We start from the raw sequence: 23,581 nt of genomic DNA, 5'->3' as shown, positions 1-23,581 counted from the left end.
CCGCACCCCCACACCGCGCTATCCCACGACCCCCACCACGAAGGGATCAGCACATGCACCGCAGCAGCACCGCATCGGCATCCAGCAAACGCCTGTCGGCGATCGGCGTGGCCGTCGCCCTCGCGGCCGGCATGCTCGTCACCCTGACCCCCACGGCGGCACACGCGGCCGCGGGCGCCTCCCTGCCGTTCACCTCGGCCGAGGCCGAGTCGGCCACCACCACGGGGACGAAGATCGGCCCCGACTTCACCCAGGGCACGCTCGCCTCCGAGGCATCCGGGCGCCAGGCCGTCCGCCTCGCCTCCGGGCAGCGCGTGGAGTTCACCGCGCCGCGCGCCGCCAACGCGGTGAACGTGGCCTACAACGTGCCCGACGGCCAGTCCGGCACGCTCAACGTCTATGTCAACGGCACCAAGCTGGCCAAGACAATCGCGGTCACGTCCAAGTACTCGTACGTGGACACCGGCTGGATCGCGGGATCGAAGACCCACCACCTCTACGACAACGCCCGGCTGCTGCTCGGCCAGAACGTCCAGGCCGGTGACAAGATCGCCTTCGAGGCGGCGAACACCCAGGTCACCGTGGACGTGGCCGACTTCGAGCAGGTCGCGGCGGCCGCCTCCCAGCCCGCCGGATCGGTGTCCGTCACCTCCAAGGGCGCCGACCCCAGCGGGCAGGGCGACTCCACCCAGGCGTTCCGGGACGCCATCGCGGCCGCCCAGGGCGGAGTGGTCTGGATCCCGCCAGGTGACTACAAGCTGACCTCCTCCCTGAACGGTGTCCAGAACGTCACCCTCCAGGGCGCCGGCAGCTGGCACTCCGTCGTGCACACCTCGCGGTTCATCGACCAGTCCAGTTCCTCCGGCAACGTGCACATCAAGGACTTCGCGGTCATCGGCGAGGTCACCGAGCGCGTCGACTCCAACCCCGACAACTTCGTCAACGGCTCGCTCGGTCCGGGATCCAGCGTGTCGGGCATGTGGCTGCAGCATCTGAAGGTCGGTCTCTGGCTGACGGGCAACAACGACAACCTCGTGGTCGAGAACAACCGCTTCCTGGACATGACGGCCGACGGCCTCAACCTCAACGGCACCGCGAAGAACGTACGGGTCCGGAACAACTTCCTGCGCAACCAGGGCGACGACGCGCTCGCCATGTGGTCGCTGAACTCGCCGGACACCAACAGCAGCTTCGAGAACAACACCATCTCGCAGCCGAACCTCGCCAATGGCATCGCCATCTACGGCGGTACGGACATCACGGTCAAGAACAACCTGATCTCCGACACCAACGCCCTGGGCAGTGGCATCGCCATCTCCAACCAGAAGTTCATGGACCCGTTCCACCCGCTGGCCGGCACGATCACGGTCGACGGCAACACGCTGATCCGCGCGGGCGCCATGAACCCCAACTGGAACCACCCGATGGGCGCCCTGCGCGTCGACTCCTACGACAGCGCGATCGAGGCCACCGTCAACATCACCAACACGACCATCACCGACAGCCCGTACAGCGCCTTCGAGTTCGTCTCCGGCGGCGGCCGGGGCTACGCGGTCAAGAACGTCAATGTGTCCGGCGCGACCGTGACCAACCCCGGAACGGTCGTCGTCCAGGCCGAGGCGCAGGGGACGGCGAAGTTCAGCAACGTCACAGCCTCCAGCGTCGGCGCGGCCGGCGTCTACAACTGCCCGTACCCGACCGGCTCCGGCACCTTCGACCTCACCGACGGCGGCGGCAACTCCGGCTGGAGCAGCACCTGGTCGGACTGCTCCAGCTGGCCCCAGCCCGGCCAGGGCAACCCGGATCCCGAGCCGGGCCGCAACCTCGCCAAGGGCCGCCCGGCCACCGCGACCGGCTCCCAAGACGTCTACACCCCCGGCAAGGCGGTCGACGGCGACGCGAACACCTATTGGGAGTCGGCCAACAACGCCTTTCCGCAGGCCCTGACCGTGGACCTCGGCTCCGGCCAGGCGGTCCGCCGGCTGGTGCTGAAGCTGCCGCCCTCCTCGGCGTGGGGCGCCCGTACCCAGACCCTGTCCGTGCTGGGCAGCACCGACGGCTCCTCGTACTCGACGGTGGTGGGCTCGCAGGGCTACCGCTTCGACCCGGCGTCCGGCAACAAGGTCACCGTCGCCCTGCCCGACAGCACGAATGTGCGCTACCTGAGGCTCAACGTCACCGGCAACACCGGCTGGCCGGCGGCCCAGGTCAGTGAGGTGGAGGCGTATCTGACCTCGTGATCCTCACCCCCGCGCTTCGCCGCCCGGAACCGTCCGGAGCCGCCCGGAGCCGCCCGGAACCGCCCGGGCACCCCGGCCCCCGGCCCGGCGAAGCGCGGGGAACGAGGTGTGGATCATGGCGATCACCAGGAGGCCTTGCATGATCATGCGTAAGACTGCATACTCCTGCTGTGTCCAAAGTTCTCACCTCCCTCCCTGTCGGCGAACGCGTCGGGATCGCCTTCTCCGGCGGCCTCGACACCTCGGTAGCGGTCGCGTGGATGCGCGACAAGGGCGCGGTGCCCTGCACCTACACCGCCGACATCGGCCAGTACGACGAGCCCGACATCGCCTCGGTCCCCGGGCGCGCCACGACGTACGGCGCGGAGGTCGCCCGTCTGGTGGACTGCCGGGCGGCCCTGGTGGAGGAGGGGCTCGCGGCCCTCGCCTGCGGGGCGTTCCACATCCGCTCCGGCGGCCGCAGCTACTTCAACACCACCCCGCTCGGGCGGGCGGTCACCGGCACCCTGCTGGTGCGCGCCATGCTCGAGGACAATGTGCAGATCTGGGGCGACGGCTCCACCTTCAAGGGCAATGACATCGAGCGGTTCTACCGCTACGGCCTGCTGGCCAACCCCTCCCTGCGGATCTACAAGCCGTGGCTGGACACCGACTTCGTCAGCGAGCTCGGCGGCCGCAAGGAGATGTCGGAGTGGCTGCTCGCCCATGACCTGCCCTACCGGGACAGCGCGGAGAAGGCGTACTCCACCGACGCCAACATCTGGGGCGCGACCCACGAGGCCAAGTCGCTCGAGCACCTCGACACCGGTATCGAGATCGTCCAGCCGATCATGGGCGTGCGGTTCTGGGACCCGTCGGTCGAGATAGCGGCCGAGGACGTCACGATCGGCTTCGAGCAGGGCCGGCCGGTGACGATCAACGGCAAGGAGTTCGCCTCAGCCGTCGATCTGGTGCTGGAGGCCAACGCCATCGGCGGCCGGCACGGCATGGGCATGTCCGACCAGATCGAGAACCGCGTCATCGAGGCCAAGAGCCGGGGCATCTACGAGGCGCCGGGCATGGCGCTGCTGCACGCGGCGTACGAGCGGCTGGTCAACGCGATCCACAACGAGGACACCGTCGCCACCTACCACACCGAGGGGCGCCGCCTCGGCCGGCTGATGTACGAGGGCCGCTGGCTGGACCCGCAGGCGCTGATGGTGCGCGAGTCGCTGCAGCGCTGGGTCGGTGCGGCGATCACCGGCGAGGTGACCCTGCGACTGCGGCGCGGTGAGGACTACTCCATCCTGGACACCTCCGGACCGGCGTTCAGCTACCACCCGGAGAAGCTCTCCATGGAGCGGACCGAGGACTCCGCCTTCGGTCCCGTGGACCGGATCGGCCAGCTGACCATGCGCAACCTCGACATCGCCGACTCGCGCGCCAAGCTGGAGCAGTACGCCGGTCTCGGCATGGTCGGCAGCTCGCACCCGGCGCTGATCGGCGCCGCGCAGGCGGCCTCCACCGGGCTGATCGGCGCGATGCCGCAGGGCGCCTCCGAGGCGATCGCCTCGGACGGACAGGTGTCCGGGCAGGACAAGCTGCTCGACCGCGCCGCGATGGAGTTCGGCGCCGACTGACCTCCCCGCTTCCCCGGTCCGCCGCCCACCCCGCGCCCGAGCGCGGGTGGGCGGCGGCGTTTCCGGCCGGGCCGGGTCAGCGCACGGGCTGCTCCGCCGTGCCGCCGCCCAGACCGTCGACGTACGAGGCGATCCAGGCCAGCGGGGCGTTCCAGTTGATGGTGATCTCGTTGGTGGAGAACGCCATCAGGCTGTCGGTGTAGCACATCGCCGGGGCGCAGCCCTTCAGCTTCTTCTTGGCCACCGGGTCCTGCAGCCCGGAGTTCGGACCGCCCGCCAGCGAGCCGGGCGCCGGATGCGGCAGCCGGTGGTCGCGCTGGTGGGCCCAGAAGCGGTGGTGCTGGTTGTGCGAGTCCCGTTCGCCGTGGCCGGTGACATAGGACTGGTTGAGCGGATTGCCACCCAGCAGATAGTCCATGCCGCGGAGCACCGCGTCGAGGTAGCGGTCCTTGCCCGTCAGGTCGTGCGCGGTGGCGAGCACGATCATGTTGTTGAGCACCTGGCTGTTGGAGCCCCACTCGTACTTGCCGTCCTTCGGCGCGTACGGCACGCCGTAGGCCGACTTCGCGGAGTCAGCGGCGTAGCGGTCGGCGGCCTTCGTCACCATCGCGCGCACCTCGGCGCGCTGCTTCGGGGTGAGCTTGTTGGGGACGGTGGCCAGGTCCAGCGCTCCGAGGCCCGCGGTCGAGGCCCACGACATGCCGCCGCCGCGCGGGAAGAGCGCGCCCACGTCGCGGTGCAGCGGCGAGTCGAGCACCGCCTTGGCGTACGCGTGGTCGCCGGTGGTGATGAACAGCTCGGCCGCGGCCCAGTAGAACTCGTCGCCGACGTACCGGTCGCCGTAGGCACCGCCACCCGTGGAGTCCTTGTCGCCGGCGTAGATCTTCGGATGTGTCTTGGCCGCGTCCCACGCGACCCGGGCCGCGTGCAGACAGCGGGCGGCGAACTCCGGGTCGTAGGACTTGAACAGCCGGGCGCTCTGCGCGGCGGACGCCGCCAGGTTGAGCGTGGCCGCGGTGGACGGCTTGTGCAGCTCACGCTGGAGCTGGTCCTGGTCCGGCCGGGTCGGGAACCCGGTCCACCGCTTGTCGTGCACCTTGTGGAACGCCATACCGGCGAGCGGCTTGCCCTTCGGCACCTGCATGCGCAGGAGGAATTCCATCTCCCAGCGGGCCTCGTCCAGGATGTCCGGGACGCCGTTGCCACGCTCGGGCACCCGCAGCCGGCCGTCGCCCAGCGGCGCGGCGTCGACGCCCTCGGTGGTGCGGGCGCGCTCGTACGCGGACATCAGCTGGGCCACCGAGATACCGCCGTTGACGACGTACTTGCCCTGGTCACCGGCGTCGTACCAGCCACCGGCGACATTCCGGCGGTAGTCGCACACGCCCTTGACGCACGGGACGTCGGTGTCGCCCCGGTGCGGGGCCGCCTTGTCATGGCCCGCGGGACGGGCGTACGCGGAGCCCACGAGGTCCGCGTCGATCTTGATGCCGCTGCGGTTGTGGTAGAAGTACGCGAGCGCGTCGCTCCGCAGCGAGTCGTAGAGGTGGTCACCGATGGCGAACGGCTCGCTCTTCTTCCCGTCGATGGTGATGGTGTACCCCTCGCCCGCGTCCGTGACCTTGCTGAAGTCGAAGGTCTGGACGTCTCGCCGGGAGCTGGGGTCCACGCCCGCGGGGGTGGTGGTCCCGCTCGCCCGCTCGGTGCCGTCGGCGGCCCGGAGCGTCCAGGTCAGCGGCTTGCTGGCGGGGGTGACCACAGTGCCCTTCTTGGGGCCGTGGGTCAGATAGCCGACCTGGTTCACCCGCACCGGCGAGCCGGTGTCGGCCTTGGGAGCGGCCGTCCCGGCGCCGAGCCGCGCGTGGTGGTCCGCGGCGCTCGCCGCGGGTGCGGCCAGGGCACCGAGGGTCAGTCCGGCCGCGACCGCCGCGCCCACCATGCGCCGGCGGCGGCGGTCGGTCCGATCAGGGGTGATCCGTACGCGGGGAGCAGCAGCAGACAAGACTCAGCACTTCCGGGGGTTCGGCGTCTTTTCCGTCCCTCAGAGGCTAAGAAGAGGCCCTGGCCTGCAGCTTCGTACGCTTAGTCGAAATCCGGGTACATCAGGTGACCGAGGCCGGCCTCCTTCAATCGAGGTATTGCGGGAGATGAGCCGGGGTGGCGGCGGGCTACCAGCGGGCGAGATCCGCCTGGAAGGACGGGTCGAAGCGCCGCATGTACCCGGTGTCATCGCGGTTGCGCAGTCCGCACCGGACGTATTGCTCGTGCAGGCGCGCCAGGGCGTCGGGGTCCAGCTCCACACCGAGGCCGGGGGCGCCCGGCACGGGCACCGCGCCGTCCACGAAGGTCAGCGTGCCGTCCACGATCACGTCCTCGGTCTTCCACGGCCAGTGGGTGTCACAGGCGTAGGTGAGGTTCGGGGTGGCCGCGGCGAGGTGGGTCATCGCGGCCAGGCTGATGCCCAGGTGCGAGTTCGAGTGCATGGACAGGCCCATGCCGAAGGTGTCGCAGATGCCGGAGAGCAGCTTGGAACGGCGCAGCCCGCCCCAGTAGTGGTGGTCGGAGAGGACGACCTGGACGGCGTCGGCGGCCACCGCGGGGGCCAGCTCGTCGAAGGCGACCACGCACATGTTGGTGGCCAGCGGCATGGGGACCTCGCGGGCGACCGCGGCCATGCCGTCGATCCCGGGGGTGGGGTCCTCCAGATACTCCAGCACGCCCTCGAGCGCGCGCCCGACCTTCACCGAGGTCTCCGTCGTCCATACGGCATTGGGGTCCAGGCGCAGCGGATGGTCGGGGAAGGCGCGGCGCAGCGCCCGGATCGCCTCGATCTCCTCCTCGGGGGGCCGGACGCCGCCCTTCAGCTTGATCGCGGTGAAGCCGTAGTCGTCCACCATCCGGCGGGCCTGCGCCACGATGGCGTCGGGGTCGAGGGCCTCGCCCCACTCGTCGGGCTCCTGGCCGGGGTGGGCGGCCCACTTGTAGAAGAGGTACGCGCTGAACGGGACGGCGGACCGCACGGCGCCACCGAGCAGGTCGCTGACCGGGCGGCCGATGGCCTTGCCCTGGATGTCCAGGAGCGCCACCTCGAAGGGGGAGACGACTCGGTCGACGGTGCTGCTGGTGGTGATCATGCCGGTGAGCCCGGAGCCGCCGGAGCCGCCCACGCGGTCGATGACCCGCTGGACACGCTGGTGCAGTTCCTCGGTGGCGAAGGCGTCCAGCCCGACGATCTCGCGTCCGACGGCCGCCAGGCGCTCCAGGTGGAGCTCGTCCGCGTAGGTCTCGCCGAGCCCGGTCAGGCCCGCGTCGGTGTGGATCTGCACGATCGAGCGGAGCGCGAAGGGCTCGTGGACGCCGACGGAGTTGAGCAGGGCCGGGTCGCGGAAGGCGACGGGGGTGATGGTGACATCCGTGATGCGCAGGGGTGCTCCGTCAGACATCGACGTCCATTCATATGGTTGAACAGATAGTAAGTGCGTGAACCCTATCAAGGGGCTGCCCCACCGACGAGCAGCCAAAACACCCATCACAACTCATGTGATTCCGCGTGGAATTGTTGCTTCCGGAGTCATTGACCGAGGGAACGGCTGATCGTAAGGTCTGCACCCCACCGCCAGTGGGTTCATGTGCATGAACGAAGCGAGGAGAGCCGCCATGGTGAATCCCCCCGCCCCCGACCGTGACCCGGCCGCCTCCTCGGAGCTCGTCCAACGGTCCGTGACCAAGTTTCTGCGACGTGTGATGCCCATCCTGGTCATCATGCTCGTGGTCAACCAGATGGACCGCACCAACGTCGGCTTCGTCCAGGACGACCTCAAGGCCGACATCGGCATCGGAAGCGCGGCCTACGGGCTCGGCGCCGGGCTGTTCTTCATCGGCTACGCCCTGCTCGAAGTCCCCAGCAACATGCTGATGGAGCGCTTCGGTGCCCGTGTCTGGCTCACCCGGATCATGATCAGCTGGGGCGCGGTGACCGTCCTCATGTGCTTCATGACGGGGTCCACCTCCTTCTACGTCCTGCGGTTTCTGCTGGGCATCGCGGAGGCGGGGTTCTTCCCCGGTGTGATGTACTACCTCACCACCTGGCTGCCGGACTCCGCGCGCGGCCGGGCCAGCGCCATCTTCCTCGGCGGCTCGGCCACCGCCTACATCGTCACCGGCCCCGTCAGCGGCGCGCTGCTGGAAATGCACGGCCTGGGCGGATTCGCCGGCTGGCGCTGGATGTTCGCACTGGAAGGCGCCATCTCGATCACCGTGGGCCTCGTCGCCGCCTTCTTCCTCGTCTCGCGGATCAGGGACGCCCGCTGGCTGAGCAGCGAGGAGAAGGCCGCCCTCAGCGCGGCGGTCGAGCGGGACCGCGAGGCGCGCAGCCGCGAGCCCCAGGTGTCCAGGCTGCGGCTGGTGGTCCACCCCCAGGTGGCGCTGCTGACCGGCGTGTTCTTCGCCATGGCGCTCACCGGATATGCGATCACCTTCTGGCTGCCGAGCCTGGTGGACGACATCGGCGGGCTCTCGTCCTTCCAGATCGGGCTGCTCACGGCCATCCCGTGGATCTGCGCGGTCATCGCGATGTACACGATGAGCCGCTACACCGACCGGGTTCCGGACCGGCGGCCCTACCTCGCCATCGTGCTGGTGCTGTCCGCCATCGGCACCTTCCTCGCCACCCTGGGCGCCCCGTGGTTCGGGCTCGCGGCCGTCACTCTGGCCGCCGTCGGCAGCAAGTGCGCGGCCAACCTCTTCTGGCCGCTGGCCCAGTCCACGCTCGACCTCAAGGTCACGGCCGCGGGGCTCGCCGTCGTCAACTCCCTCGGCAACCTCGGCGGCTTCGTCTCCCCCACCCTCTTCGGCTATCTGGAGGAGACGACGGGCAGCACCAACGGCGGCCTCTATGCGCTCTCCGCGGCCTCACTGCTCGCCACCGTCGGCGTCTACTTCATCCGCCGCGGCAGCGGCCGTGGCGGGGCCGAGGCCGCAGCACCCGCCCCCGTCCGGACCGTCTCCGGGTGACCCCGGCGCGGCCCCGCCCGGAGCCGTGTGGTTCCGGGCGGGGCCGTGTGATTCCGAGGCCGTGTGATTCCGGGGCCGTGGACGGCGTCACCGGCGTACGGCCGTCCCGTTGGTGGCGTCGTCGCGGTCAGCGAAGCCCGGATGCGGGCGTGGGCACGGCCCGCGTGACCTGGATCTTCTCCCGGAACAGCAGTTCGTCGACCCGGGGGCCGATCTCCTGCTGCCACCGCTCGCTCTGGTAGACGGCCTCGTAGAGCCGCACCCGCTCCGCCTCGTCGGCGAAGCGCCGCATCCACACATAGCCGTCGGGGTCCTCCTCGTCGATGAACGAGGCGATGGCGTTCATCCCCTGCGACGTCTGGAAGGGGATCACCACCTCCTCCATGAAGGTGACCCATTCCTCCCGGCGGCCGGGCCTGGTCTGGTAGCGGCGGATCTCGTAGAACATGCGCGTCTCCTGGGGCTGGTGTGATGGGTGGTGCGAAGTGGCGTCGGCCGTCGGCCGGGGAGCGGTCAGGCGCCGGTACGGAGCACCAGCTTGCCGCGGGTGTGGCCGTCCTCCCCCTGGCGGTGGGCGCGGGCGGCCTCCTCCAGCGGGAAGACGTCCTCGACCTCGACCTCGACCGCGCCCTGGTCGATCAGTCCGGCGATGATGGTAAGGGCGGCGCCGTCCGGCTCGACGAGGAAGGGGCTGGTGCGCACGCCGCGGGCGTCCGCGGCCTCCCGCAGCTCGGGGCTGACGCCACTGGGGACGGCGACCAGCAGTCCCCCCTTCTTGAGCACCTCCAGGGAACGGGTGCTGGTGGCGTCGTGCTCCTCTCCCAGCAGGTCGATCACCACATCGACGTCCTCGACCGTGCCCTCGAAGGGCTGCTTGGTGTAGTCGATCAGTTCCGCCGCCCCGAGCCGGCCGAGCCATTCGTGGCGGCTCTCCCGGGCGGTCCCCACGACCGTCGCCCCCAGGTGCCGTGCGAACTGGACGGCGAAGTGGCCGACGCCACCGGCGGCGGCGTGCACCAGAACCCGCTGACCCGCCTCCAACTTGGCGGTGTCCACCAGGATCTGCCATGCCGTCAGCGCCGCCAGCGGCACGGCGGCCGCCGCCTCATGGCTCAACGTGGCGGGCTTACGGGCGAACTGACGGGCGGGGGCCGTCACGAACTCCGCGTAGCCGCCGGCCTGACGGGGGAACCACGGCATCCCGTACACCTCGTCGCCGGGGGCCAGCGTGGTCACCCCGAACCCGACTTCCTCGACCACACCGGAGACATCCCAGCCCAGGGTGAACGGCGGCTCGCCGAGCACGCCCGCCATACCGCCGCCCTGACGGGTCTTCCAGTCGACCGGGTTGATGCCGGCGGCGTGCACCCGCACCAGCACCTCGGTGGGCAGCGGTTCCGGCCGCGCGACCTCCGCGACGCGCAGCACCTCCGGGCCGCCGGGCGCGTCCTGTACCACCGCACGCATCATGGACCTGGACACGTTGTGCCTCCTGAGCTCATCCGTATCGTTCACGCCCGCTCTCCGAACGCGCTCGCACGCTAACTTCAGGGACCTGGTTACCCGCAAGGGACACTGCTACCTTTTGGGTAGTACGAAGCAACCCGGAAGGTTTCCTCCATGAGTACGCGATGCCACACGGGCCAGCACGCCCACCATGATGTGTACGAGGCCCAGTGCCCGTGCCGCGCCATGCTGGATCTGCTGGCGAACAAATGGTCGGCGCTGGCCATCGGCGCCCTGGAGGACGGCCCCCTCCGATTCGGTGCGCTGCAGCGCCGACTTCAGGGGGTCAGCCCCAAGGTGCTCACCCAGACACTGCGGCGCCTCGAAGACGCCGGGCTGGTGGAGCGGACCGTCTACCCGGCCGTTCCGCTCCATGTGGAGTACGAGCTCTCCTCCCTGGGCCACAGCGCGTCCGTTCCGCTCAGGAATCTGCGTCTGTGGGTGGAGGACAATCTGGATCTCACCACCACGGCCGCGAAGCCGATGTGACGGCGCCGGTTCCCCTGCCGGTCGCCGCCCGGCCCCCCCTCAGCACCCTCCTCGCAGAACGAGAGGGCGCCCTGGTCCGGGCCCTGTCAGGCGGTGGGGGCGGTGCGGATGGCGGCGATGTCGAACTGGAGGCGGACCTTCTCACTCACCAGGGCGCCGCCCTCGGCCAGCCTGGCGTTGTAGGTCAGCCCCCATTCGGAGCGGTTGATGGTGGTCGTGCCGTCGAAGCCCGCCCGCTGGTAGCCGAAGGGATCCGTGACATGTCCGATGTAGGTGAGCTCCAGGACGACGGGGCGGGTGGCGTCTCTGATCGTGAGGTCCCCGGCCATGCGGTAGACGTCCGGGCCCGCGACCTCCACGGCGGTGCTGATGAACCGGATGTGCGGGAAGGTTCTGGCGTCCAGGAAATCCCGGCCCATCAAGTGGTCGTCGCGCTGCTCGACGCCGGTCTGGACACTGGCCGTGGACAGCAGGACCTCGGCACGGGAACGGCGCGGGTCGCGGCCGTCGAAGTAGAGTCGGCTCTCGAACTCCGTGAAGGCGCCACGCACCGTGCTCACCATGGCGTGCCGGACGGAGAAACCGATCCGGCTGTGCGCCGGATCGACGATCCACTCTCCGGTGAGAGCCGCGAGGCCGGGATCCGGCAGAGCGACGGTGCCGGATGTCGCCCGAGTAGTGGGGGCCGCCGGTGCGGCGCTGGTGATCGCGCGGCGCGCGGTACTGCGGCTGAACAGGTTCATGCCACCCGTTGTTATTTCAACTTAGGGGATGACGCAACCCTTGATCAAGAGGAGATACTCAAGGATCTTGAGGAAGTGTCTGCGATGTTCCCCCCGAGGAGAAGTCCCCCTTGACGACCGACAGTTACTACGAGCCGATCGACGAGTACCGCTACAAGCCCACCGCCCACGTCAGTGGCGCCTGGAGCACCGACGAACAGCACTTCAGCCCGCTCGGCGGGCTCATCGTCCACGCCATCGACCGCCACCTCGCCACCCGTCCGCACACCGGGCTGCTGCTCAGCCGGATCAGCTTCGACATCCTCGGACGCCTCGCCCTCGACGAGTGCGAGATCCGGGTGGAGAGCATCCGGCCCGGCCGCACCATCGAACTCCTCGAGGCCGTGGTGCTCATCGCGGACCGCCCCGTGGTCCGGGCCCGCGCCTGGCTCCTCGCCGCCGTGGACACCGCGGCCGTGGCCGGTGGCGCCGGGGACCGGCTCACCCCTCCCGAGCAGCTCGACCCCTGGGCGATGGCCTCGCTGTGGCCCGGCGGGTACATCGCCTCCCTGGACTCCCGTCCGCTCGCGCCGCGCGAGCCGGGCCGCGCGACCCTCTGGGTCTCCACCCCGCTCGACCTGGTGGCCGGGCAGACCAGCACCCCGCTGGCCTCGTACATCGCGCTCGTGGACACCGCCAACGGCATCGCCGTACGGCAGTCGCCCACCGCCTGGATGTTCCCGAACGTCGACCTGACCATCCACCTCCACCGGCAGCCCGAGGGCCGCTGGACCGGACTGGACACCACGGTCACCTTCGGCAGCACCGGCCAGGGCATCACCAGCACCGTGCTGCACGACCTGCGCGGTCCGGTCGGCCACGCCCAGCAGATCCTCACCGTCCGGCCTCTGCCCGGCACCTGACCGCGCACGGGACCGGCCGCCACCGGCGAGGTGGCGGCTCCCCCTGTACGATGAGCCCGCAAGCAACGAACCACTCTGCCTGACGCAGAGCTGGCGCGACCGCTCGGCGGCCGCGGTCCTTCAAGCCCCCTGATCGGCGCGGACCCGGTATCTACCCCGGTCCAGCGCGAGAGGACAGCTCTCGGCGCACTCCGCCATGCCGGCCCGGGTGCGCTACCAGGCGGCGGAAAGGCGTCGGCCGTGGCATCCGCGGTCTCCAGCGACACCCCTCCCCCCGTACAGCGCGTCGGCTACCGGCAACTGCTGCGCACCCCGGGCGCGTGGACCTTCCTGCTGCCCGGGTTCGCCGCCCGGCAGCCGTTCGCGATGCTGACGATCAGCATCGTGCTCCTGCTGCGCCACACCACCGGGTCGTACGGTGTCGCCGGTGCGGTCGCGGCGGTCACCGGCGTCTCCATGGCGCTGTTCGCGCCCCAGAGCGGCAAGCTGGCCGACCGCCACGGGCAGCGCGCGGTCCTGGTGCCGGGTGTGCTGCTCCACGCGGCGGCCGCGGCACTGCTGACGGCGCTCGCACTGGCCCACGCGCCGCTGTGGGCGCTGATCGCCGCCGCGGTGCCCACGGGCGCCTCCGTCCCACAGGTCGGGCCCATGGTGCGGGCCCGCTGGGCCGCCGCCCTCGGGGACGGCGCGCCGGGCGGATCCGGGCCGCGCCCGGGACGCCATCCGCTGCTGGCGACCGCGGCCGCGTTCGAGTCCGTGACGGACGAGCTCACGTTCGTCATCGGCCCCGTCCTCGCCACCGCCTTGAGCACCGCCGTGCACCCGGCCTCCGGACTGATCGCGGAGGCCGCGCTGACACTGGTGGGCGGGCTGCTCTTCGCGGCCCGGCGCCGTACCGCGCCACCGCCGCGCCCGGCGCGGGCCGACGCGCGGGAGCGGCACGCCTCGGCCCTGTCCGTGCCGGGTGTGCGAGTCCTGGCCGTGGCCTTCCTGGGCATCGGCTCGGTGTTCGGCGGGATGCAGGTCGCCCTGACCGCCCTCACCCAGGAGCAGGGTCAACCGGGCCTGAACGGTGTGCTGTACGGCGTCTTCGCGGCGGGCAACATGCTCGCGGGCGTGGCCTGCGGCGCCATCACCTGGCGCACCTCCCCGCGGCGGCGGCTGCTGACCGCCTACGCCGCGCTGACGCTGATCTGCTCGACGCTCTGGGCGGTGTCCGCACCACTGCCGCTGGGCGGGCTGGGGCTGCTGGCGGGCCTGTGCATCGCACCGGCGCTGATCACCGGGTACACCCTGGTGGACGCGCTGGTCCCGGCCGCTTCCCGGACGGAGGCGTTCACCTGGCTGACCGGCTCGGTCGCGCTGGGGCAGGCCGCGGCGGTGACGGCGAGCGGACAGGTGGCGGACGGCTTCGGCGCGAGCGCCGCGTTCACCGTCCCGCTCGTCGGCACGGCCCTGGCCCTGCTGACGGTGGTGTCCCTGCGCGCCCGCATCGCACCGCGCGGCACCACCACGGCGATACGCCAGGACCAGCGCACCGCCGATGCCCACTCCGCCTCGCTCCAGACGGCGGACACCGCCTCCTGAGCGACGCCCCGCGAGCGCGGGCGGCGGCCTTACGGTCGCCGCCCGTCGGTGCCGAGCTCCCGCTGGGCGGGCCACCACAGGAAGTAGAGCCGGTGCCCAGCGGTGGCAGGGGATTGACAGCGAAGGCGGGTCAGTCGGTGAGGAACGACGACACGATCGCCCCGGCTTCCGGGCGGCACTCCTCGAAGTAGCCGTGCCGGGCGCCCTCGAAAATGTGCGTCCGCGCCCGGGGAACACGGGAGGCGAGCAGCGGCGCGTTGGCCGCCGGGGTGAGCCTGTCGTCCGCCCCGTGCAGGATCAGCGTGGGCGCGCCGATCAGCGGGAGGACGTCCCAGGCGTCGTGTTCATTGCTCGCCACCAGATGGCGCCGCCGGGCGTGCGGGGGCATGGCGGGGTCGCCGAGGGTCGTATACGGCCCGGGGTGCCCGGACCGCCAGGCCGGGGTGTACATGAGGTCGATCAGCGCCTCCCTCGCCGCCCGCGCGTCGGCCTGGGCCAGGGAGCGCCGTACCGCCATGTCGCGCTCCGTCGCCCGTGGCCCGCCCGGTGAGGTGCAGCCGAGGACGAGCCGCCGGATCCGGTCCGGGTGGCGGGCGGCGACCCACTGGGCGACCCGCCCTCCCATGGAGGTCCCGTACAGATCGGCGGACTCGATGCCCAGATGGTCGAGGACGGCGATCACATCGTCGGCGAAGTCCCGTGTCGCGTAGGGGCGGTCGGGCTTACCGCTCTCCCCGGTGCCGCGCCAGTCCATGGTGAGGGTGGAGTGCGTGGCGTGGAAGTCCGCCCGTACGCCGTCCCACCAGTGGTGGTTGTTGGCCTGGCCCGCCAGGAGCACCAGCGGCGCTCCGGTGCCCTGGCGCTGGTAGGCGAGGAGGGTGCCGTCCAGTGCGCGGGCGTGGCCGCTGACCTGCTGGGGGACGTCGGTGTGTGGCATGGGTGTCTCTCGTCTCTCGGGGTTTTCAGGTGTCGTCGGTGTGCGCGGTCCGCGTGGTCCGCGACGTCCCGAGGACGATCGAGCGCCATACGTCGGGTTCGCACGGCGGTGCCTGCGGACTGGAGTGATCCCACTCCCCCGCCACGCGCTCAGCCGCGGGCGATGACCTTGCCCGGGTTGAGGATGCCGTGCGGGTCGAGGGCCGCCTTGACCGCGCGGTGCATGTCCAGAACGGCCGGGGTGAGCTCCCGCTCCAGACCGTCCCGCTTCAGCAGGCCCACACCGTGTTCGCCGGTGACCGTGCCGCCGAGGTCGATGGCGTCCGCGATGATCTCGTGGAACGCGGCCTGGGCCCGCTCCCGGGCCGCGGTGTCGCCGGGCTGGGTGATCAGCAGCGGATGGAGGTTGCCGTCACCGGCGTGGGCGATGTTGGCGATGAGCGTGTCATGGCGGGTGGCGGCGCGCTCGATGCGCGCCAGCATCTCCGGTACGGCCGCCTTGGGCACGCACACGTCCTCGGTGAGCACCGGGCCCAGCCGTTCCAGGGCCGGGTAGGCGAGTCGCCTGGCCGCGAACAGCGCGTCGGCCTCCTCCTGGTCCGTGGACTGCGCGGCCCAGGTCGCCCCCGCCTCCTCGAAACAGGCGAGCATGCGCTCGGCCTCCTGCTCTCCGGCCGGGCCCGGGGCGTCCGTACGTCCGAGGAGCACCACGTCCGCGTCGACGGACAGGCCCATGTTCTTCCACTTGTCGACCGCCGCCAGGCAGTGCCGGTCGATCAGCTCCAGCGCGGACGGGGTGAGCCCCGCAGCCCCGATCGCGGCCACCGCGCGTCCCGCCGCCACGACCGAGGAGAAGTATCCGGCGACCGTGCGCTCCGCCTCGCGCCGCGGCCGCAGCCGCACCGTGACCTCGGTGATCACTCCCAGGGTGCCCTCGGAGCCCACCATCAGCCCCGCCAGGTCGTACCCGGCCACGCCCTTGGCGGTCCTGCGGCCCAGCCGCACCAGCTCACCGGTGCCGGTCACGACTTCCAGGCCGAGGACATAGTCGCGGGTGACGCCGTACTTCACACAGCACAGCCCGCCCGCGTTGGTCGCCACGTTGCCGCCGATGGTGGACCAGGGCGCGCTCGCCGGGTCCGGCGGGTACCACAGCCCCCGCTCGGCGCAGGCGGCCCGCAGATCGTCGTTGACCACCCCGGGTCCGACGACCGCGAGGCGCTCCACGGGGTCGATCTCGTGGATGGTGTCCATCGCCTCGGTGGAGAGCACCACACAGCCCTCGACGGCGTTGGCACCGCCGGAGAGACCGGTGCCGGCGCCCCGGGTGACCAGCGGAACGCCGTGCCGTACGCAGGCCCGCACCACGGAGCGCACCTCCGCCGCCGTACGTGGCCGCACCACCACGCGGGGCGTGCCGTACGGCGCCCACTCCGCCTCGTCGTGGATGAACCCGGCGGCGACACCGGGGTCCTCGACCATCCGGCCGTCCGGCAGCTCCTGCCGCAGATCATCGATCAACACGCCGGCCCCCTGCCTTGTCGTCGAGCACGGTACTTCCCGCTCGCACGGTACCCACCGCCATCGGAAAGCGTGATCACCACCCCCTGTCTCCGGAACGGCGACGGGTCGGCACTTGCGCGAGAACCATCGTTCTCCTAGTGTCGTTCCCGACGGGAGAATACTCGTTCTCCCCTCCCTTCCCCTCCCCTCCCCTCCACTCCCCTCGCCACGACTCGAGGAGTCGACATGACCGACGCCGCTCGCCCTCCGTTCCCCCCGTTCACCCGCGAGACCGCCATCGAGAAGGTCCGGCTGGCGGAGGACGGCTGGAACTCCCGTGACCCGGAGAAGGTCGCCCTGGCCTACACCGTCGACTCGCGCTGGCGGAACCGCGCGGAGTTCGCCACCGGGCGCGAGGAGATCGTCGCCTTCCTCACCCGCAAGTGGGCGAGGGAGCTGGACTACCGGCTCATCAAGGAGCTGTGGGCCTTCGACGGCAACCGCATCGCCGTACGCTTCGCCTACGAATCCCACGACGACTCCGGCAACTGGTTCCGCTCCTACGGCAACGAGAACTGGGAATTCGACGACAACGGTCTGATGCGTCTGCGCTACGCCTGCATCAACGACCTCCCCATCAAGGAGTCGGAACGCCTTTACCACTGGCCGCTCGGGCGCCGCCCCGACGACCACCCCGGGCTGAGCGACCTCGGCCTCTGAGACCTCGGCTTCTGACCGGCCGGACACCAGGAGAGCGATGACATGATCAGTCCCGAGACCGCGGAGCTCCGGATCCTCGACGCGGCCGAGACCCTGTTCTACGGACGGGGCATCCAGGCGGTGGGCATGGATGAGATCCGCTCCGCGTCAGGCGTCTCCCTCAAGCGGCTCTACCAGCTCTTTCCGTCCAAGGGTGAGCTCATACAGGCGTATCTGCGGCGGCGCGACGTCCGCTGGCGCCGGAAGCTGGCCGCGTACGCCGATTCTCAGGCCACCCCCGAGGAGAGCATCCTGGCGGTCTTCGACTGGCTCCACGAGTGGTTCGGCGAGCCGGACTACCGCGGCTGCGCCTTCAGTAACTCCTTCGGGGAACTCGGCGCCACCTCCTCGGCCGTCGCCGAGACGGCCCGGGCGCACAAGGAGGCATTCTTCCGCTACCTCGCCGAGCTGACGGCGGCCGCGGGCAAACCGGCCTCGCTGGGCGACCACTTGGCCCTGCTGGCCGAAGGCGCCATCACCACCGCGGCGATCACCGGCAGCGCGGAACCCGCGCATCAGGCGAAAGCGGCCGCACGCGTCCTGCTGGAGGCGGCACAGCCGTCACCACCAAGGGCATAGCCGCTACCATCCAGTCTCATGCGGGGGTGGTGGGAGCGGGGCAGGGCGCTGGGAGCAGCCCACCCCCAGGCCGTGGACATCGGGATCGCGCTCCTGGTCCAGGCGGCCATGACGATGCCGTTCGTGGTGCCGCGGCCACCCGATCAGGAGCCGGCGACCTGGCCCGCCTACGGGCTGACCACGCTCACCGTCGTCCCCCTGGTCTGGCGCCGGCGCGCTCCCCTCGCGGTACTGACCGCGATCATCGCGACCAGCGCACTGTACAAGCTGGCGGTGGAGGGGCCCGGACAGCCGCTGCCGTACACCGGGCTCGTCATCATCTATACGATCGCCGCCGTTTCACCGCCGTGGAAGCGGCTGGTCGCCGGGGGTCTGCTGACGGTCGCCGTGCCGGTGTCGGTGTGGCTGAACACCCGGACGGCGCGTGAGCTGACCTTCTCCCTCTTCGTGTTCGCGGCGGCCTATGTCTTCGGACGCCTGACCGATGCCCGGCAGCGGGAGCACCGGATCGAGGCGGAGCGGGTCGCCGCGCGCGAACGGGCCCGGATCGCACGGGAGATGCACGACATCCTCTCCCATGCGGTGAGCCTGATGATCGTGCAGGCGGAGGCCGGCCCGGTGGCGGTGCGGACGGCCCCGGAGCGGGCCGAGGCCGCCTTCGACGCCATCTCCGCCACGGGCCGGGACGCCATGACCCAGCTGCGCCGGATGCTGGGTGTGCTGCGCGACGGCGATGAGCCGGGCCGCGCCCCGCGCGAGCCGCAGCCGGGCCTGGCCGGTCTGCCCGACCTGCTCGACCGGATACGGGCGAGTGGCCTCGATGTGGCGTACGAATCGGCGGGGGCCGTGCGGCCGCTGCCGGAGGCCACCGGGGCGAATGTCTTCCGGATCGTCCAGGAGGCCCTGACCAATGTGGTCAAGCACGCGGCGGCCCGTGCCGTTTCCGTCCAACTCACCTATGGCGAAGGCGCGGTGGACATCCGGGTGCTGGACGACGGACGCGGACCGCGGTCCGGTTCCGATGGCGGCCACGGTCTGATCGGGGTCCGCGAGCGGGCGGCGGCGCACGGCGGTACGGCGGTCACCGGGCCGGGCCCGGACGGCCGGGGCTTCGAGGTACGGGTCCATCTCCCCGTACCCTCCGCGGCGGAGGTGGCGCGTTGACGATTCGGGTGGTGGTGGCCGACGACCAGGAGCTGGTGCGCAGCGGCTTCGCCATGATCCTGGACGCCCAGCCGGACATCGAGGTGGTCGCGGAGGCGGGCGACGGGGCCGAGGCTATCGAGGCGGTGCGGCGGCACACGCCCGATGTGGCCCTGCTGGACATCCGGATGCCAGGTGTGGACGGTATCGAGGCATGCCGCGAGATCGCCGCGTCCGGCGCCTGCCGGACGGTGATGCTGACGACCTTCGACTCCGACGAGTACGTCTACGAGGCGCTGCACGCGGGCGCGAGCGGCTTCCTGCTGAAGGATGTGCGCAGGGACGATCTGGTGCACGCGGTACGGGTGGTGGCGCGGGGCGACTCGCTGCTCGCGCCGTCGGTGGCCCGGCGTCTGGTGGAGCAGTACACCCGGGCCACCGCCCGGCCACGGCGGCCCGACCCCCGGCTGGACGCGCTGACCGGGCGGGAGCGGGAGACGCTGCTGCTGCTCGCGCGGGGGCTGTCGAACGCCGAGATCGCCGCGGAGCTGGTCGTCAGCGATCACACGGTCAAGACGCATGTCGGCAATGTGCTCGCCAAGCTGGGGCTGCGGGACCGGATCCAGGCGGTGATCTGCGCCTACGAGACGGGCCTGATCACGGCCGGGGATCCCCCGCCCGGGGGAGCGTCCCGGCCCGGCTCCTCCCCCGCGTCGGCGAGGAACTGACACCGGCAACACCGCTCGCGCGGGCGATCCGCGCCGGGCCGCCGGTCACCAGGATGGAGCCACCGAGAACAACGGCTCATTTCACTGGAGTTGACCATGAAGAGCACCAGTCGCACCCTGCTGGCCGCGGCGCTCGTCCTGGGCGTCGTGGCGGGCCCGGCGGTGCCGCCGGCCCTCGCGGCCACCTCGTCGCCCGCGGCCACCTCGTCCCCCGCGGCCTCCGAGCGGTCCGGGATTCCCGAGCTGGAGGCCGCCATCGCGGATCTGCCGACGAGCGATGCCACGGCCGCGCTGGTACGGGTCGGGGGCACCGAGGGCGTCTGGAGAGGCAGTTCGGGCGTGCACGACCTCACGACCGGCCGGCCGGCCGATCCGGCGGGCCGCTTCCGCGCCGGTTCGGTGACCAAGGTCTTCACGGCCGCGGTCGCCCTGCAACTGGCCGCCGAGGGCACACTCGACCTGGACCGCACCGCACGCTCGTATCTGCCGGAGCTGATCCCGGCGTCGTACGGGAAGGTCACCGTACGGCAGCTGCTCAATCACACGCACGGCATCCCGGCCGCCGATCTCCCCGGGGACACGGTCGAGGAGCGGTACGCCGACCGCTTCCGGATACATGACCCCGAGGAGATGGTCCGCTCGGCGACCGCGAAGAAGCGCGAGTTCGCGCCCGGCGAGAAGCAGCACTATCTGAACATCGGCTACACCGTCGCCGCTCTGGTCATCGAGCGGATCACGGGCGACACATACGAACACCAGGTGACCCATCGGATCCTGAAGCCCCTGGGGCTGCGCGACACCTACCTGCCGGGGGCGGATCCGCGCATCGCCGGGGAGCACAACCACGGCTACCAGACGATGCGACTGGACGACGGCACGACCGGGCTGCGCGATGTGTCGGTGTGGGGCCCGACGGACGGCTGGGCGGCCGGGGACCTCATCTCGACCACGGCGGACCTGGAGCGGTTCACCAAGGCCCTGTTCCAGGGGCGGGTGGTGCGCGGCCCGCTGCTGCTGGAGATGTTCACGCTGCCGAAGGTGGCGGACTTCACCACCGGCGACCCGGCCGCCTACTCGGTCGGCCTCTCGATGAAGAAGCTGGGCGGCCGTGAGGTGTGGGGGAAGTCGGGCGGCCGCTGGGGCTACAACACCGGCATCGTCTCCACCCGCGACGGCTCGCGCACCCTCGTCTACAGCGTCAACTCCACCGATGCCAAGGGCCAGGAGATGAACACGGTGGTGCGGAACATCATGGTGGCGGCCTACGGCACCCCCTGAGCGGCGCCTCACGGCGGCGCGTCGCCCCGCGCCCGCGGCGCGCCTCAGTCCGCCTTGAGGGCCGTGAGGATGTTCAGCCGGGCCGCCCGGCGGGCGGGCCAGAGTCCGGCGACCACTCCGACGAGCGCGGCGCCCGCGAGGGCCACGGCGATACGCCCCCAGGGGATGACCATCTCGTACCCCTGGATGCTGTCGGAGGCGAGCTTGCCCGCGGCCCAGCCGAGGAAGATGCCCGCGCCGATGCCCAGAAGGGCCCCGAACAGCGAGATGAGCACGGACTCCAGACGGATCATCCGCTTCGTCTGTTCGGGCTGGAGCCCCACCGCGCGCAGCATCCCGATCTCACGGGTGCGCTCGAACACCGACATCGCGAGGGTGTTGACGACTCCCAGGACCGCGATCACCACCGCCATGGCCAGCAGCCCGTAGAGGACGTTGAGGAGCAGTGTGATGGCCTCGCCACCGGCCGCCTCGGCCAGGTCGTCGGTGTTCCGCACCTGAATGACGGGGTTCTGGTCGAGGGTGCGCTGGAGGGAACGCCGTGCCGCGTCGCCGCCACCGGCCTTGGTGCGCACCAGGACCGAGGCGTCCTCGGTCTCCTTCAGATGGGGCTGCAGCGTGGCCAGCGGCATCATGGTGGACGGAAGGTATTCGTCGTCGTGGTAGACGCCGCCGATCTCCAGTGAGCCTCGGCTGCCGTCGTCGTAGACCACCGGAACCCGCTGTCCCGTGGTCCATCCGTAGATGTCGGCGATGGAGGTGTCGATCAGCAGGTTCTTGCCTCCACCCGAGCCCAGGGCCGCGAGAGAACCCGAGACAAAGCTCGGGTCGAGGAGGTCGCCGATGGTCCGGGGATTCACACCGGTCAGGGTCACCTCGTCTCCGCCGATCCGCACGGCGCCCTGGCGCCGCGGGCTGGAGGAGGTCACGGCCGAGGACTTCGCCAGGGTGTCGTGGACCGACGCGGGCAGGTGGCCGCTGTTCTTCGACGAGATCTCGAAGTCGGCCGTGACGGAGTTCTCGGCCCGCTCGCGCAGCGATGTCGTGGCGGACACCGCGACCACCGTGAGGCCGGTGACCAGGGACAGACCGATCATCAGGGCCGAGGCCGTGGAGGCGGTGCGCCGGGGGTTGCGCCGGGCGTTGCGTGGCGCCAGCGTGCCCGGGACTCCGAAGCGGCGCAGCAGGGGTCCGGCCAGGTCGACGGCCGGGCCGGAGAGCGCCGGTGTCACCACGATGATGCCGATGAGCAGCAGGGCGGCCGGAAGGAGCACGATGGTCCTGCCCTGCTCGCCACTGGACGCCGTGAACACCACGCCGAGCACACCGATCGCGATCAGGGCCACACCGATCGCGTTGCGCCTGCGGAGGCTCCGGGCCGGCGGGGGCATGTGGATCGCGGACATGGCGGCCACGGGAGGCACGGCGGCGGCGCGGCGGGCGGGCACATAGGCGGCGAGCATGGTGACGACGACGCCCACCAGGAACGAGATCAGTACGGTGCTGGGCGAGACGGCCAACGGCCCGTCCGGGAGGCCGGATCCGGTGGACGCGAACAGTTGCCGGATGCCCAAAGCCACGCCGATACCGAGGAGGAACCCCGCGGCGCCCGCGCACAGCCCCAGCAGGCCGGCCTCTATGAGGACGGAGCGGGTCACCTGGCGGCGCTCGGCGCCGACGGCCCGCATCAGGGCCATCTCCCGCGAACGCTGGGTGACGAGCATGGTGAAGGTGTTGCCGATGACGAAGATGCCGACGAACAGGGCGATGGCCGCGAAGACGAGCAGCACCTGGCTGAGCCCCTTCGTCCCCTCGGCCGCCTCGGTCCGCTGCCGCTCGCGCAACTGCGCCCCGGTGCTGATGTCGGAGTCCCCGGGCAGCAGATGGCGCGCTTCGGCCGCGAGCTTCGCCTCCGAGGTGCCGCGGTCGGCCTCGAGGGTGATTCCGTCGTACCGGCCGGGCTTCAGGAACAGCTTCTGCGCGGTGGCGTCGTCGAAGAGCGCCAGGGTGCCGCCGGAGCCGTGGGTGTCGTCGGTGCGGACGATGCCGACGAGCTTCTTGTGCAGCACCGGTCCGTCGACGGCCAGCCGGACGGTGTCGCCGACCCGGTAGCCGCCCTGGTCGGCGGTGGCGGTGTCCAGCAGCACCTCGTCGGGCCCGGTGGGGGCGCGCCCGGCGGTCAGCGGGTGGCGGGTGTCCTTGCCGTCGGCCTGGGGGAAGTAGTTGCCCCCCGCGGTCACATGGTCCTCGCCGAGGGGGTGGCCGTCCTTCGCGGCCACGGCGGCGAACCCCTCGACGGAGCCGGTGACGGACGCCACGCCGGGCAGCCGTCGCAGGCGCCGCAGTGTGTCCTCCTCCACCGTTCCTCGCTCGCCGGCCTTCTCGTCGTAGGGCGGTGTGGCCTGGACCGAGACATCGCGCAGGGTGGTGAGGAAGCGCTCCTTGTAGGCGTTGCCGACGGTGTCGGTGAAGACGAGGGTGCCCACGACGAAGGCCACGCCGAGCAGGACGGCGAGCATGGTCATCAGCAGACGGGCCTTGTGCGCGAGGACGTTG

Annotated in this window: 19 protein-coding genes; 11 read left to right on the top strand and 8 right to left on the bottom strand. The window is 71.0% G+C overall.

The annotated features are described in order from the left end of the window. Window positions 1–53 precede the first annotated feature (53 nt). Together GWI24_RS01795 and argG are read left to right on the top strand one after the other, a co-directional pair. Window positions 54–2,240 carry a discoidin domain-containing protein gene (locus GWI24_RS01795; RefSeq protein WP_210944110.1) on the top strand — a complete coding sequence of 729 codons (2,187 nt, stop codon included), beginning with the start codon at window positions 54–56 and terminating at the stop codon, window positions 2,238–2,240. Between the two features lie 170 nt (window positions 2,241–2,410). Then, the gene (gene argG, locus GWI24_RS01790; protein ID WP_210944109.1) at window positions 2,411–3,859 is read left to right on the top strand and encodes an argininosuccinate synthase; all 1,449 of its coding nucleotides are present in this window, start codon (window positions 2,411–2,413) and stop codon (window positions 3,857–3,859) included. A gap of 76 nt (window positions 3,860–3,935) precedes the next feature. On the opposite strand, the gene GWI24_RS01785 is transcribed toward argG, so the two are convergent. Further along, complete coding sequence (locus GWI24_RS01785; protein WP_210944140.1) at window positions 3,936–5,798, bottom strand: glycoside hydrolase family 9 protein; 1,863 nt, start codon at window positions 5,796–5,798, stop codon at window positions 3,936–3,938. 229 nt (window positions 5,799–6,027) lie between these two features. Then, on the bottom strand, window positions 6,028–7,302 hold the full coding sequence (locus tag GWI24_RS01780; protein WP_210944108.1) for a glucarate dehydratase family protein: 1,275 nt from the start codon (window positions 7,300–7,302) through the stop codon (window positions 6,028–6,030). Window positions 7,303–7,516: 214 nt separating this feature from the next. Here GWI24_RS01780 and GWI24_RS01775 point away from each other — a divergent pair, with 214 nt between their 5' ends. Beyond that, on the top strand, window positions 7,517–8,872 hold the full coding sequence (locus tag GWI24_RS01775; protein WP_210944107.1) for an MFS transporter: 1,356 nt from the start codon (window positions 7,517–7,519) through the stop codon (window positions 8,870–8,872). A gap of 127 nt (window positions 8,873–8,999) precedes the next feature. Here the strand turns inward: GWI24_RS01775 and GWI24_RS01770 are convergent, their stop codons facing one another. Both GWI24_RS01770 and GWI24_RS01765 read right to left on the bottom strand, forming a co-directional pair. Beyond that, entirely contained in the window at window positions 9,000–9,320 is a 321-nt protein-coding gene (locus GWI24_RS01770; protein WP_210944106.1) for an NIPSNAP family protein, read from the bottom strand. A gap of 65 nt (window positions 9,321–9,385) precedes the next feature. Continuing rightward, window positions 9,386–10,354, bottom strand: coding sequence for an NADP-dependent oxidoreductase (locus GWI24_RS01765; RefSeq protein WP_374103253.1), 969 nt, complete (start codon window positions 10,352–10,354; stop codon window positions 9,386–9,388). 138 nt (window positions 10,355–10,492) lie between these two features. Between GWI24_RS01765 and GWI24_RS01760 the strand changes: the two genes are divergently transcribed. After that, window positions 10,493–10,867, top strand: a complete 375-nt coding sequence (locus GWI24_RS01760; RefSeq protein WP_044579634.1) for a helix-turn-helix domain-containing protein — start codon at window positions 10,493–10,495, stop codon at window positions 10,865–10,867. Window positions 10,868–10,953: 86 nt separating this feature from the next. Here GWI24_RS01760 and GWI24_RS01755 read toward each other — a convergent pair whose 3' ends face one another. Then, window positions 10,954–11,610 (bottom strand): YceI family protein, encoded by a 657-nt coding sequence (locus GWI24_RS01755; protein WP_210944105.1) that lies wholly within the window; start codon window positions 11,608–11,610, stop codon window positions 10,954–10,956. A gap of 110 nt (window positions 11,611–11,720) precedes the next feature. On the opposite strand from GWI24_RS01755, the gene GWI24_RS01750 reads away from it, so the two are divergent. Together GWI24_RS01750 and GWI24_RS01745 are read left to right on the top strand one after the other, a co-directional pair. Further along, a complete protein-coding gene (locus GWI24_RS01750) occupies window positions 11,721–12,512 on the top strand; it encodes a thioesterase family protein (RefSeq protein WP_210944104.1) in 792 nt (263 codons plus the stop codon). 240 nt (window positions 12,513–12,752) lie between these two features. After that, window positions 12,753–14,099 (top strand): MFS transporter, encoded by a 1,347-nt coding sequence (locus tag GWI24_RS01745; RefSeq protein WP_210944103.1) that lies wholly within the window; start codon window positions 12,753–12,755, stop codon window positions 14,097–14,099. A gap of 130 nt (window positions 14,100–14,229) precedes the next feature. Here the strand turns inward: GWI24_RS01745 and GWI24_RS01740 are convergent, their stop codons facing one another. Both GWI24_RS01740 and GWI24_RS01735 read right to left on the bottom strand, forming a co-directional pair. Further along, a complete protein-coding gene (locus tag GWI24_RS01740) occupies window positions 14,230–15,036 on the bottom strand; it encodes an alpha/beta fold hydrolase (RefSeq protein ID WP_210944102.1) in 807 nt (268 codons plus the stop codon). Window positions 15,037–15,185: 149 nt separating this feature from the next. Further along, window positions 15,186–16,517: an FAD-binding oxidoreductase gene (locus GWI24_RS01735; protein WP_247615738.1), complete on the bottom strand. Its 1,332-nt coding sequence runs from the start codon at window positions 16,515–16,517 to the stop codon at window positions 15,186–15,188. Between the two features lie 267 nt (window positions 16,518–16,784). Here GWI24_RS01735 and GWI24_RS01730 point away from each other — a divergent pair, with 267 nt between their 5' ends. The 5 genes from GWI24_RS01730 (at window position 16,785) to GWI24_RS01710 (ending at window position 21,025) form a co-directional block, all read left to right on the top strand. Next, entirely contained in the window at window positions 16,785–17,258 is a 474-nt protein-coding gene (locus tag GWI24_RS01730) for a nuclear transport factor 2 family protein (RefSeq protein WP_210944100.1), read from the top strand. 42 nt (window positions 17,259–17,300) lie between these two features. Beyond that, window positions 17,301–17,876 carry a TetR/AcrR family transcriptional regulator gene (locus GWI24_RS01725; protein WP_210944099.1) on the top strand — a complete coding sequence of 192 codons (576 nt, stop codon included), beginning with the start codon at window positions 17,301–17,303 and terminating at the stop codon, window positions 17,874–17,876. A gap of 18 nt (window positions 17,877–17,894) precedes the next feature. Next, window positions 17,895–19,040, top strand: a complete 1,146-nt coding sequence (locus GWI24_RS01720; RefSeq protein ID WP_210944098.1) for a sensor histidine kinase — start codon at window positions 17,895–17,897, stop codon at window positions 19,038–19,040. Further along, window positions 19,037–19,747: a response regulator transcription factor gene (locus GWI24_RS01715; RefSeq protein WP_210944097.1), complete on the top strand. Its 711-nt coding sequence runs from the start codon at window positions 19,037–19,039 to the stop codon at window positions 19,745–19,747. The genes GWI24_RS01720 and GWI24_RS01715 overlap by 4 nt, the downstream gene beginning before the upstream one ends. A gap of 96 nt (window positions 19,748–19,843) precedes the next feature. Next, window positions 19,844–21,025 (top strand): serine hydrolase, encoded by a 1,182-nt coding sequence (locus GWI24_RS01710; RefSeq protein ID WP_210944096.1) that lies wholly within the window; start codon window positions 19,844–19,846, stop codon window positions 21,023–21,025. Between the two features lie 44 nt (window positions 21,026–21,069). Here GWI24_RS01710 and GWI24_RS01705 read toward each other — a convergent pair. After that, window positions 21,070–23,581: ABC transporter permease (locus GWI24_RS01705; protein WP_210944095.1), on the bottom strand; the 2,512-nt coding region annotated here is incomplete at its 5' end.

This window comes from Streptomyces sp. MK37H (assembly GCF_018035285.1).
GTDB lineage: Bacteria > Actinomycetota > Actinomycetes > Streptomycetales > Streptomycetaceae > Streptomyces > Streptomyces endocoffeicus.
Note: the sequence above shows the minus strand (reverse complement) of the source record. Positions and strands in the feature narration are given on the sequence as shown.